General features: G+C 55.5%; 10 protein-coding genes. 5 read left to right on the forward strand and 5 right to left on the reverse strand.

Features of this window, described 5'->3' with window-relative positions; genetic code table 11:
- Positions 1–29: 29 nt before the first annotated feature.
- The gene (cueO, locus tag IPZ49_RS22235; RefSeq protein WP_032625523.1) at positions 30–1,589 is read right to left on the reverse strand and encodes a multicopper oxidase CueO; all 1,560 of its coding nucleotides are present in this window, start codon (positions 1,587–1,589) and stop codon (positions 30–32) included.
- A gap of 145 nt (positions 1,590–1,734) precedes the next feature.
- On the opposite strand from cueO, the gene IPZ49_RS22240 reads away from it, so the two are divergent.
- From IPZ49_RS22240 to speD, 3 genes are all read left to right on the forward strand, one after another.
- A complete protein-coding gene (locus tag IPZ49_RS22240; protein WP_003856306.1) occupies positions 1,735–2,082 on the forward strand; it encodes a YacC family pilotin-like protein in 348 nt (115 codons plus the stop codon).
- Between the two features lie 101 nt (positions 2,083–2,183).
- Entirely contained in the window at positions 2,184–3,053 is an 870-nt protein-coding gene (gene speE / locus IPZ49_RS22245) for a polyamine aminopropyltransferase (protein WP_022647071.1), read from the forward strand.
- Positions 3,054–3,848, forward strand: coding sequence for an adenosylmethionine decarboxylase (speD, locus tag IPZ49_RS22250; RefSeq protein ID WP_022647070.1), 795 nt, complete (start codon positions 3,054–3,056; stop codon positions 3,846–3,848).
- Positions 3,849–3,879: 31 nt separating this feature from the next.
- Here speD and yacL read toward each other — a convergent pair whose 3' ends face one another.
- Together yacL and acnB are read right to left on the reverse strand one after the other, a co-directional pair.
- Positions 3,880–4,242, reverse strand: a complete 363-nt coding sequence (gene yacL, locus IPZ49_RS22255) for a protein YacL (protein ID WP_022647069.1) — start codon at positions 4,240–4,242, stop codon at positions 3,880–3,882.
- 184 nt (positions 4,243–4,426) lie between these two features.
- Positions 4,427–7,024: a bifunctional aconitate hydratase 2/2-methylisocitrate dehydratase gene (gene acnB, locus IPZ49_RS22260; RefSeq protein ID WP_022647068.1), complete on the reverse strand. Its 2,598-nt coding sequence runs from the start codon at positions 7,022–7,024 to the stop codon at positions 4,427–4,429.
- A gap of 387 nt (positions 7,025–7,411) precedes the next feature.
- On the opposite strand from acnB, the gene IPZ49_RS22265 reads away from it, so the two are divergent.
- Positions 7,412–8,929: a DUF3300 domain-containing protein gene (locus tag IPZ49_RS22265; RefSeq protein WP_063146434.1), complete on the forward strand. Its 1,518-nt coding sequence runs from the start codon at positions 7,412–7,414 to the stop codon at positions 8,927–8,929.
- Between the two features lie 10 nt (positions 8,930–8,939).
- Complete coding sequence (locus IPZ49_RS22270; RefSeq protein WP_022647066.1) at positions 8,940–9,731, forward strand: DUF2950 family protein; 792 nt, start codon at positions 8,940–8,942, stop codon at positions 9,729–9,731.
- Positions 9,732–9,783: 52 nt separating this feature from the next.
- Here IPZ49_RS22270 and lpdA read toward each other — a convergent pair whose 3' ends face one another.
- Positions 9,784–11,208 (reverse strand): dihydrolipoyl dehydrogenase, encoded by a 1,425-nt coding sequence (gene lpdA / locus IPZ49_RS22275; RefSeq protein ID WP_003856313.1) that lies wholly within the window; start codon positions 11,206–11,208, stop codon positions 9,784–9,786.
- A 175-nt stretch (positions 11,209–11,383) separates the two neighbouring features.
- A partial coding sequence (gene aceF, locus IPZ49_RS22280; protein WP_193762876.1) for a dihydrolipoyllysine-residue acetyltransferase occupies positions 11,384–12,481 on the reverse strand: 1,098 nt, incomplete at its 5' end.

A 12,481-nucleotide genomic window follows, 5' to 3' on the forward strand; every position in this document is an offset into this window, starting at 1 on the left:
GGTAAGGCGAAGCCGCTACCCGGCTTTTTTTATACGGTAAAGCCCAGCATCATCCCCGTATCTTCATGCTCCAGCAGATGGCAGTGGGCCATATAGGCAAACTCTTTCGGCGCTTCGTGATCGAACTTCACCAGCACCTCGCTGACACCGCCTTCCACCCTCACCGTATCTTTCCAGCCCCGGCGATGCGCGTCCGGCGCTTTACCGTTCTCAGAGAGAATACGGAACTGCGTGCCGTGGATATGGAACGGGTGCAGCATCATGTCGCCTTCGCCTGAAATCACCCAGCGTTCAAACTGCCCTTTCGTGGCGGCGAACATGGGCGTGTTCATATCGAACGCTTTGCCGTTGATGCGGTTGGCGTTGTGGAAATCGAAACCATGGCCGCCGTGATCCATGCCGCCCATTTTACCGTGGTCCATATTCATATGGCCCATCATCTGGCCGTGGTGCATTCCCGCCATGGCCTGATTGCCGTACTTCTTCATCAGCGCCTGCATGCCCATCATGTCGAGCATCGGGTCCATGGAGAGCTGAAGTTTACGCTGCGTAAGCCCGTCCAGCGACGGGAGTGCGGGTAGCGTGGTGAGGGCGTCCGGCAGCGTACCGGAAGCGGCGATCTGTAGCGGCTGAATGCGCAGGACCGGATGGGGTTTATCAAACGGCGCAACGGCCATCCCCATCTGGCTGACCGGCAGGGTCACCAGGTCAAACGCTTTGCCATCGCTGATATCCACCAGCACCTCGAAGCGCTCGCCCATCAGCATCGGCAGCTCGCTCACCTTCACCGGTTCCGGCAGCAGGCCGCCGTCGCTTGCCACCACATACAGCGGGCGTTTATCGCTGGTGGCGAAGTTCAGCGAGCGGGCGTTACAGCCATTTAGCAGGCGTAAACGCAGCCAGCCTTTTGGCGCGGCATGCTGCGGGTAGATTGCGCCGTTGGTCAGCAGCGTATCGCCAAACCAGCCTACCGCCGCGCTCATTACGTCCAGCTGATAGTCAATTTGCCCGTCAGCGCTGAATTTTTTGTCCTGCACAATCACCGGGACATCGTCGATACCCCACTGTTTTGGCAGGCGCAGCAGGCGGCTTTCATCGTCTTCAATCAGCACCAGACCGGCCAGCCCCATCGCCACCTGATGGCCCGTTTTGCCATGCTGATGCGGATGGAACCAGCAGGTCGCCGCACGCTGGTCAGGAGTAAAGGTGACGCTGCGTTTACCACCAGGCCTGATGACGCCCTGAGGCCCCCCATCCACTTCGCCCGGGACTTCCAGCCCATGCCAGTGCAGCGTGGTCTCTTGCGCTAGCGTGTTATGAATGTCTACCGTCACCGCCTTCCCTTTGCGTAACTGCAACGCAGGGCCGAGCAAATTGCCGTTATAACCCCACGTCGTGGCGGCGTGCTGACCGAACGTGGTTTTACCGGCCTGCACCACAAGCTGAATGCGGCTGCGGGCATCTGCGGCGAGTAATTCAGGTATGGGTAAAGCAGGTCTGTCGGCGGCAAAAACGGCGCGGCTCCAGAGCGGTAACGCGCTGGCAACCCCCAGCGCGGCAGAAAATTTTAAAAAATCACGACGTTGCATGTGCATTTCCTTATTTCCAGCAGGCGATCTTTTGAGCATAAACCCTCCCCTTACCGGAAGGTCAAGCACGGCGGCAATAATAAAGATCGTCGGCCTGGCATCAAGTATGCTAACGTTAATTTTCCGTGATGCAGTGGTAAAGGCAATGAAGACGTTTTTCAGAACAATTTTGTTCGCCAGCCTGATGGCGATGTGTGCGAACAGTTACGCGCTAAGTGAAAACGAAGCGGAAGATATGGCCGATCTGACGGCAGTTTTTGTTTTTCTGAAAAACGATTGTGGTTACCAGAATTTACCCAATGGGCAAATTCGTCGCGCACTGGTCTTTTTTGCCCAGCAGAACCAATGGGACCTCAGCAACTACGACAGCTTCGACATGAAGGCGCTCGGTGAAGACAGCTACCGTGATTTAAGCGGTATTGGCATTCCCACTGCTAAAAAATGCAAAGCGCTGGCTCGCGATTCACTCAGCCTGCTCGCCTACGTGAAGTAACCTTCCCGACGCCCCTTGTTGACCCGCTAACCGCTTCACGGCGGTGTTGTGTTGCGCCCATCTGCCGGATGTAATGGATGTTAACGAAGGAGGTGCTCCCCGTGACCGAAAAAACGGTATGGCAAGAAACGCTGCATGACCAGTTTGGTCAGTATTTTGCCGTGGATAACGTGCTCTATCATGAGAAAACCGATCATCAGGATCTGATAATCTTCGAAAACGCCGCCTTTGGCCGCGTAATGGCGCTGGACGGCGTGGTGCAAACCACCGAGCGCGACGAGTTTATCTATCACGAAATGATGACCCACGTCCCGCTGCTGGCCCACGGCCACGCGAAGGACGTGCTGATTATCGGCGGCGGCGACGGCGCGATGCTGCGTGAAGTCTCTCGCCATCAGAATGTCGAAACCATCACCATGGTGGAAATCGACGCCGGTGTGGTGTCGTTCTGCCGCCAGTATCTGCCCAACCACAATGCTGGCAGCTATGACGATCCGCGGTTTAATCTGGTTATCGACGATGGCGTCAATTTTGTTAACCAGACCACGCAAACGTTTGATGTCATTATCTCTGACTGTACCGACCCTATCGGCCCCGGCGCGTCGCTGTTTACCTCGTCGTTTTACGAAGGCTGCAAGCGCTGCCTGAAGCCTGGCGGGATTTTTGTGGCGCAAAACGGCGTTTGCTTCCTGCAACAGGATGAAGCGCTTGATAGCCACCGTAAGCTGAGCACCTATTTTGCTGACGTCAGCTTCTACCAGGCGGCGATCCCCACTTACTACGGCGGGATCATGACCTTTGCCTGGGCGACGGATAACGACGTCCTGCGCCATCTCTCCACCGAAATTATCCAGGCCCGCTTCCACCAGGCCGGACTCAAATGCCGATACTACAACCCGGCGATCCACACCGCAGCCTTTGCGTTGCCTCAATATCTGCAAGACGCGCTGTCCTCAAAGGAGGTGAACTAATTGAAAAAGCTTAAACTGCATGGCTTTAACAATCTGACCAAAAGCCTGAGTTTTTGTATTTACGATATCTGCTACGCCAAAACAGCAGAAGAGCGCGATGGTTATATCGCCTATATCGATGAACTCTACAACGCCAACCGTCTGACCGAGATCCTGACAGAGACCTGCTCGATTATCGGCGCCAACATCCTGAATATCGCGCGCCAGGATTACGAGCCGCAGGGAGCAAGCGTCACCATTCTGGTCAGTGAAGAGCCGGTTGACCCGCAGCTTATCGACAAAACCGAGCACCCCGGCCCACTGCCAGAAGTGGTTGTCGCCCACCTGGATAAAAGCCATATCTGCGTGCACACCTACCCGGAAAGCCACCCGGAAGGCGGACTGTGTACCTTCCGCGCGGATATTGAAGTGTCGACCTGCGGCGTGATTTCACCGCTGAATGCGTTGAATTATTTAATCCACCAGCTGGAATCCGATATCGTCACTATTGATTATCGCGTACGCGGTTTTACCCGTGATATCAACGGCATGAAGCACTTCATCGATCATGAGATCAACTCCATTCAGAACTTCATGTCCGACGACATGAAGTCGCTATACGACATGATGGATGTGAACGTCTATCAGGAGAATATCTTCCACACCAAAATGTTACTTAAGGAATTCGACCTTAAGCACTACATGTTCCACACGAAGCCGGAAGATTTAAGCGAAGAAGAGCGTAAGGTCATTACTGACCTGCTCTGGAAAGAGATGCGCGAAATTTACTACGGCCGTAACATTCCGACCGTGTAATCGTGGACCGAAGCAGGGACGCTTCGGGGAGTTACTTCTGTTTCATAAAGTCGCGGTAGGCGTTCACCACTTTCAGGAAATCTTCCACACCGCACAGCGACAGGCTCTCTTCGTCGTAGTAGCTCATCCCCTCTTCCATCTCATCACCCGAGAACTCAAGCTGGTTGGCACGCACCATCACCTCTTCGCCATCCATCCACAGGGTGTATTCGTGCCCGGCGCGTTGCCAGGAGCGTTCACTGCCTTTCACCGTTTCCGCTGCCTGTTCGACTTCATCCAGCAGCGCGAGGTTCTCTTTCACCTCTTCGTTAAACCAGTGTCCAACGGCTTCGTGCCCCATCGACATTCGCACTTTCACCACGCCGGTGATGTCGCGCAAAAATTCGTAATCCATAGCGTTTTCCTCTGCAAAGCCATTAGGGTAATTATCGCAGCAGAGAGGAAGAAAAAAAGCGGGAGAGGTGGGAGGAATGAAAATAAAAAAAAATACCCCTCACCCTGGCCCTCTCCCAAAGGGAGAGGGAATAAAATCCCCCTCGCCCCTTTGGGGAGAGGGGTTAGGGGTGAGGGGTTGATTTTTATACCGCGGTCTGGAAGATCACCCCGTCAGCCTTCTCGGTGTACTGAGAGAGCTGGTCGAAGTTCAGATAGCGATAGGTGTCCACCGCCGTCTTATCTACCTGAGCCACAAAGGTCTGGTACTCTTCCGGCGTTGGCAGTTTGCCAATCAGCGCTGCAACCGCTGCCAGCTCCGCAGAAGCCAGGTAGACGTTCGCCCCGGTACCCAAACGGTTCGGGAAGTTACGGGTGGAGGTGGAGACCACCGTCGCACCGTCGGCCACGCGCGCCTGGTTGCCCATGCACAGGGAGCAGCCCGGAATTTCAATACGCGCCCCGCTCTTACCGAACACGCTGTAGTAGCCCTCTTCGGTCAGCTGCGCCGCATCCATACGGGTTGGCGGCGCCACCCACAGACGGGTCGGCAGCTGGCCTTTGTGAGTATCCAGCAGCTTACCGGCAGCACGGAAGTGGCCGATGTTGGTCATACAGGAGCCGATGAACACTTCGTCGATCTTATCGCCCTGTACGTCAGAGAGCAGACGCGCATCGTCCGGATCGTTTGGCGCACACAGGATTGGCTCTTTGATATCCGCCAGATCGATGTCGATCACCGCCGCGTACTCTGCGTCAGCGTCAGCTTCCAGCAGCTGCGGATCCGCCAGCCATTTTTCCATGCCCTGAATACGACGCTCCAGCGTACGGCGGTCGCCGTAGCCTTCCGCAATCATCCACTTGAGCAGCACGATGTTGGAGGTCAGATACTCAATAATCGGCTCTTTGTTCAGCTTGATGGTACAGCCCGCCGCAGAACGCTCGGCAGAGGCATCGGTCAGCTCGAACGCCTGCTCAACTTTCAGATCCGGCAGACCTTCAATTTCCAGAATGCGGCCAGAGAAGATGTTTTTCTTGCCCTTCTTCTCAACGGTCAGCAGACCCTGTTTGATGGCATACAGCGGGATTGCGTGAACGAGGTCGCGCAGTGTGATGCCCGGCTGCATTTTGCCTTTGAAACGCACCAGCACGGATTCAGGCATGTCCAGCGGCATCACGCCGGTCGCTGCGGCAAACGCCACCAGACCGGAGCCCGCAGGGAAGGAGATACCAATCGGGAAACGGGTATGGGAGTCACCGCCGGTACCCACGGTATCCGGCAGCAGCATGCGGTTCAGCCAGGAGTGGATAACGCCGTCGCCCGGACGCAGGGAGACACCGCCACGGTTCATAATGAAGTCAGGCAGCGTGTGGTGCGTAGTGACGTCAACCGGCTTCGGATATGCCGCAGTGTGGCAGAAGGACTGCATCACCAGGTCAGATGAGAAGCCCAGGCACGCAAGGTCTTTCAGTTCATCACGGGTCATTGGACCGGTGGTGTCCTGAGAGCCCACGGAGGTCATTTTCGGCTCGCAGTACGCGCCAGGACGGATACCAGCGACGCCGCAGGCGCGACCGACCATTTTCTGTGCCAGCGAGAAGCCGCGATTGCTTTCCGCCACGTCTTTCGCCTGACGGAACACGTCACTGTGCGGCAGACCCAGCGCTTCACGCGCTTTGGTGGTCAGGCCACGGCCAATGATCAGCGGAATACGGCCACCGGCACGCACTTCGTCGATCAGCACGTCGGTTTTCAGCTCGAAGCTTGCCAACAGTTCGTTGGTTTCGTGGTTGCGCACTTCGCCTTTATACGGGTAAACGTCAATCACGTCGCCCATGTTCAGGTTGCTCACGTCCACTTCAATTGGCAGAGCGCCCGCATCTTCCATGGTGTTGAAGAAGATTGGCGCAATTTTGCCGCCGAGGCACAGGCCGCCGCCGCGCTTGTTCGGCACGTGCGGAATGTCGTCGCCCATGAACCACAGCACGGAGTTGGTGGCGGATTTACGGGAAGAACCGGTACCAACCACATCACCGACGTAGGCCAGCGGGAAACCTTTCTCCTGAAGCGCTTCGATCTGTTTAATCGGGCCAACGCTACCCGGCTGATCCGGCTCGATGCCTTCACGGGCGTTTTTCAGCATCGCCAGGGCGTGCAGGGGGATATCAGGACGAGACCACGCGTCCGGAGCCGGAGAGAGGTCATCGGTGTTGGTTTCACCGGTAACCTTAAAGACGGTCACGGTAATTTTTTCAGCAAGCGCAGGGCGGTTCAGGAACCATTCGGCATCGGCCCAGGACTGCATCACCTGCTTCGCGTAAACGTTGCCTGCTTTGGCTTTTTCTTCTACATCGTAGAAGTTATCGAACATCAGCAGCGTTGAAGAGAGCGCTTTGGCAGCAATCGGTGCCAGCTTTTCGTTGTCCAGCGCGTCAATCAGCGGATGAATGTTATAGCCGCCCTGCATGGTGCCGAGCAGTTCAATGGCTTTTTCAGGAGTAACCAGTGGGGAGGTGGCTTCGCCTTTGGCGATAGCAGCAAGGAATCCGGCTTTTACGTAGGCAGCTTCATCTACGCCAGGCGGTACGCGGTTGATCAGCAGATCTAACAGGAATTCTTCTTCGCCCTCAGGCGGGTTCTTCAGCAGCTCGACGAGCGCGGCCATTTGGGTTGCATCTAAAGGTTTGGGTACAATTCCCTCGGCGGCACGTTCTGCTACGTGCTTACGGTATTCTTCTAGCACGACGGTTCTCCTCGCTCTCATTGTCATATGCGGCGGGCGTTCTCTTCACGCTCCTGTGAGACAGCAGTTTGTAGGGTAAATGCCCGATACCGCGTCGGGCAGCATAGCAGGATTTCTGCACAGTGTTAATCTGTTTACAAAAAAGCAACATTAAATTATTTGCTGAATCGTTAAGCATGGTGTAGCGGGGAGACGAGGCGAATCTTGTCCTCTTTCCCGTCTCCTTTTCAGCTATCCGATATAATTGTGTAATAAATACTCACACTCTTTATCCGGACGCTCCGGTTGGTTTCCCAACAATAGTCAAAACTGTAAAACACGAGTGAATGATACTCGCGGCAACAGTAACGCCTCACGGCACTGCACTCGTCTCGTTGGAGTCAATCTATGAAGTTGCCTTTTAAGCCACATCTTCTTGTTCTGCTTTGCAGTGCGGGACTGTTTGCCGCCTCGGGTGTCATGTACGTTAAAAGCCGCGCAACGGAACCTGCTACGCCTGCTCCGGTTACACAACAACCTGGCGCACCGATAACCCAGCCTGCGCCCGTCGCTGCCCCGGTCTACACTGCGGCGCAAATCGACCAATGGGTTGCCCCTGTCGCGCTTTACCCGGATGCCTTGCTGTCGCAAATCTTGATGGCGTCGACCTATCCGTCAAATGTTATTCAGGCCGCGCAGTGGTCGAAAGACAATCCTAAAATGCAGGGTGATGCCGCCCTGCAGGCGGTAGCCACCCAGCCGTGGGATCCCAGCGTAAAATCCCTGGTTGCGTTTCCTCAGCTGATGTCGTTGATGGGCGAAAATCCGCCATGGGTACAAAATCTGGGAGACGCCTTCCTTGCACAGCCGAAAGATGTGATGGATTCCGTACAGCGGCTGCGCCTGCTGGCCCAACAAACGGGTGCGCTACAATCCACACCGCAGCAGACGGTCACCACCGTCACGAAACCTGCATCGACAAAAACCACGACAACCGCAACGCCTACCAGCCCAACGGTGATCAAGATTGAATCCGCCGATCCGCAGGTGGTGTATGTTCCCACGTATAATCCGAATACGGTTTATGGTAGCTGGCCTAACACCGCTTACCCGCCGGTCTATCTTCCGCCCTCACCCGGCGAGCAATTCACGGACAGTCTGGTTAAAGGATTAGGTTTTAGCCTCGGGGTCGCTACAACCTACGCCATTTTCAGCAATATTGACTGGGATGATGACGACTGGGATCACCATCATCACGATGATGACTGGGACAACCACGGCGGTCATAACCGCAACGGTGATAACAACATCAATATCAACGTGGATAATTTCAACAGAATCAGCGGGCAGCACCTGAACGGTAATAACCACACCTGGCAGCACAATCCAGCCTATCGTGAAGGCGTGCCTTACCCGAATAACCAGCTGGCTAACCGCTTCCACTCTACACATACAGCCACCGGGCTAAGCGCGACGCAGCAAAATCCAGTCAATCGCGACAGCCAGCGCCAGGCCGCTCTCAGCCAGATGGAAAAATCAACGGGTAAAACCCTCCCACACTCAGTACATACAGCCACGCGGGACGCACAACGTCTGGCCTCAACGCAACAGTTGAAGCAGATCTCGCAGCGAAATAACTATCGTGGATATGACACCAGGCCACAGGCCGTAAAACGGACGAGCGCGCCGCAGCGTGAACATCATCAGACTGACATGCACAGACAGGAGAAGCGGGTTTCACAGACGGTACAGCAGCCAGCCAGGCTGCATCGGGCCAATGCCTTGAGCGGCAACGACAGCCGCTCCGCGAACTGGCAGGCGCAGCAGCAGCGCGGGGCGCAAAGCCGGCAGCTCGCTACTCGTCAACATCAGCCGCGCCAGCTCACTGGTGAACGCGCTGAACGCCATGAATTCCGTCATCGTTAAGGGAGCCGACATGAAACGTCAATTACTCAGTGGAATGGTGTTGTTCATGGTCTCGGCGGCCGTCATGGCACAGCAATCGTTCAGTTCGCCAGAACAGGCGACCAGTGCGCTGGCAAGCGCCATCAGCGAGCAAAATGAAAGTGCGATGAACAATTTGCTCGGTGAAAACTGGCGCGATTTCCTGCCGCCCGAAGGCGTTGATCCCGAAGCGGTCGATCGCTTCCTGCGCGACTGGAACGTTCATCATAAAACCGTCATCAGTGGCAACGTGGCGCACCTGGTGGTGGGCGATAACGGCTGGCAGCTACCGATCCCGGTGGTCAAAACGGCATCTGGCTGGCAGTTTGATATGCAGGAAGCCGCAGAAGAGATCCTGACCCGCGAAATCGGGCGCAACGAACTCGCAGCCATCGAAGCGCTTCACGCCTATGTTGATGCCCAGCAGAGCTATTTTGCGATGAACCAAAAGTACGCGCAGAAGATAGTCAGTTCTGAAGGTAAAAAGGATGGACTGTACTGGCCCGTCGCTCCCGGTGAAACGCCCAGCCCACTGGGTCCGGCGTTCAGTCCTCCACAGTCGGGGGCGGGTTACCATGGTTACCGATTCCGCATCCTGCCGGATAAAAATGGCTTTGCCATGGTCGCCTGGCCGGTGAACTACGGTCAGACGGGGGTAATGAGCTTTGTAATTAACCAGGATGACGCGGTTTATCAGGCAGATCTCGGCAACGATTCGGCGCAGAAAGCGCAGGCTCTTAGTGAATACCAGCCGGATAAGACCTGGCAGCCTGTCACACCCTGAACGCAGCGCATAAAAAAAGCGGCCTGAGGCCGCTTTTTTCATCTGAAGAAACTTATTTCTTCTTCGCTTTCGCGTTTGGCAGGTCAGTAATGCTACCTTCAAACACTTCTGCTGCCAGGCCCACGGACTCATGCAGAGTCGGGTGTGCGTGGATGGTCAGCGCGATGTCTTCTGCGTCGCAGCCCATTTCGATAGCCAGACCGATTTCACCCAGCAGCTCGCCGCCGTTGGTACCGACAATCGCACCACCGATGACGCGGTGAGTCTCTTTGTCGAAGATCAGTTTGGTCATACCGTCTGCGCAGTCGGACGCGATAGCACGGCCAGAAGCAGCCCACGGGAAGGTGGCAGTTTCGTAGCTGATGCCTTTCTCTTTCGCTTCTTTCTCAGTCAGACCAACCCATGCAACTTCTGGCTCGGTATACGCGATAGATGGGATCACTTTCGGATCGAAGTAATGCTTCATGCCGGCGATAACTTCAGCGGCAACATGACCTTCGTGAACACCTTTGTGCGCCAGCATTGGCTGACCGACGATATCGCCGATAGCAAAGATGTGCGGCACGTTGGTACGCAGCTGTTTGTCAACGCGGATGAAGCCACGGTCGTCCACTTCCACGCCAGCTTTGCCCGCGTCGAGATTTTTACCGTTCGGCACACGGCCGATAGCCACCAGCACGGCGTCGTAACGCTGTGGTTCGGATGGGGCTTTTTTGCCTTCCATGGAAACGTAAATACCGTCTTCTTTCGCTTCAACGGCAGTCACTTTGGTTTCCAGCATCAGGTTGAATTTCTTGCTGATGCGTTTGGTGAAGACTTTAACGATATCTTTGTCGGCTGCCGGGATTACCTGGTCGAACATTTCAACCACGTCGATCTCTGAACCCAGCGCATGGTACACAGTACCCATTTCCAGACCGATGATACCGCCGCCCATAACCAGCAGACGCTTAGGAACGGTTTTCAGCTCCAGCGCATCGGTGGAATCCCACACGCGTGGATCTTCATGTGGAATGAATGGCAGTTCGATTGGGCGAGAGCCTGCCGCGATGATCGCGTTGTCGAAGTTGATCACGGTTTTGCCGTTTTCGCCTTCCACTTCCAGGGTGTTCGCACCGGTGAATTTACCCAGACCGTTTACCACTTTCACTTTACGGCCTTTGGCCATACCCGCCAGACCGCCGGTCAGCTGAGTGATAACTTTCTCTTTCCAGGTACGAATTTTGTCGATATCGGTTTTCGGCTCGCCGAAGACGATACCGTGTTCAGCCAGCGCTTTGGCTTCTTCGATAACTTTCGCTACGTGCAGCAGCGCTTTAGAAGGGATACAGCCGACGTTCAGACAAACACCGCCGAGGGTGCTGTAACGTTCTACGATGACGGTTTCCAGACCTAAATCCGCGGCGCGAAATGCTGCGGAGTAACCTGCCGGGCCTGCCCCAAGTACTACGACCTGAGTTTTGATTTCTGTGCTCATCATGACCTCTTAATGTATACCCGTCGTCCACCGGGTCGTTCTATCCGCCCGTATTTTACAAAATTGTTAACAATTTTGAAACAACAAACGGCTCACGAATTATCGCTTTCACCAATAACCTCAAAAACCCCATGAGATTATCAGAAAAAAGCCGGCCGACTGGCCGGCTTTTCGATTACATCACCAGGCGGCGAATGTCGCTCAGGGTGTTGTTAATGATGGTGATGAAACGCGCACCATCAGCCCCGTCGATTACGCGGTGGTCGAAGGACAGAGAGATTGGCATCATCAGACGCGGCACGAACTCTTTGCCATTCCACACCGGCTCCATCGCGGACTTGGACACACCGAGGATAGCCACTTCCGGCGCGTTTACAATCGGCGCGAAGTGGGTGGTACCCAGGCCGCCGATGCTGGAGATAGTGAAGCAGCCGCCCTGCATTTCGCCGGCAGTCAGCTTACCATCACGCGCTTTTTTGGAGATGGTGGTCAGTTCACGGGACAGCTCGGTAATGCTCTTCTTGTTCACGTCTTTGAAGACCGGAACCACCAGACCATTTGGCGTATCAACCGCAACACCGATGTTGATGTATTTCTTCAGCGTCAGCTTCTGGCCGTCTTCGGACAGGGAGCTGTTGAAGCGTGGCATCTGCTCAAGGGCAGCGGCAACGGCCTTCATGATAAAGACCACTGGGGTGAACTTCACGTCCAGCTTACGCTTCTCAGCTTCGGCGTTCTGCTGTTTACGGAACGCTTCCAGATCGGTGATATCGGTCTTGTCGAAGTGCGTAACGTGCGGGATCATCACCCAGTTACGGCTCAGGTTAGCACCAGAGATTTTCTGGATACGGCCCAGCTCCACTTCTTCGATTTCACCGAACTTGCTGAAGTCCACTTTCGGCCATGGCAGCATGCCCGGGATGCCGCCGCCAGCGGCTGCCGCAGGTGCAGCTTCGGCGCGTTTCACCGCGTCTTTCACGTAAGCCTGAACGTCTTCGCGCAGGATACGACCTTTACGGCCGGTGCCCTTCACTTTCGCCAGGTTCACACCGAATTCGCGCGCCAGGCGACGAATCAGCGGAGTCGCGTGGACGTAAGCGTCGTTTTCAGCGAACTCAGATTTTTCTGCTTTAGCAGCAGGGGCAGCAGCAGGTTTAGCAGCCTGAACCGGTGCAGCAGCAGGTGCCGGAGCAGCCGCGGCAGCCGGAGCGGCGGCAGGCGCTGCGCCTTCCACTTCGAAGACCATGATCAGAGAGCCGGTAGACACTTTGTC

It is taken from the genome of Enterobacter cloacae complex sp. S2, from assembly GCF_015159675.1.
Taxonomy (GTDB): domain Bacteria; phylum Pseudomonadota; class Gammaproteobacteria; order Enterobacterales; family Enterobacteriaceae; genus Enterobacter; species Enterobacter intestinihominis.

Coding starts and splice junctions, on each gene's coding strand:
- cueO (WP_032625523.1), bottom strand. CDS start 1,589: ATGCAACGTCGTGATTTTTTAAAATTTTCTGCCGCGCTGGGGGTTGCC.
- yacL (WP_022647069.1), bottom strand. CDS start 4,242: ATGGATTACGAATTTTTGCGCGACATCACCGGCGTGGTGAAAGTGCGA.
- lpdA (WP_003856313.1), bottom strand. CDS start 11,208: ATGAGCACAGAAATCAAAACTCAGGTCGTAGTACTTGGGGCAGGCCCG.
- IPZ49_RS22270 (WP_022647066.1), top strand. CDS start 8,940: ATGAAACGTCAATTACTCAGTGGAATGGTGTTGTTCATGGTCTCGGCG.
- IPZ49_RS22240 (WP_003856306.1), top strand. CDS start 1,735: ATGAAGACGTTTTTCAGAACAATTTTGTTCGCCAGCCTGATGGCGATG.
- IPZ49_RS22265 (WP_063146434.1), top strand. CDS start 7,412: ATGAAGTTGCCTTTTAAGCCACATCTTCTTGTTCTGCTTTGCAGTGCG.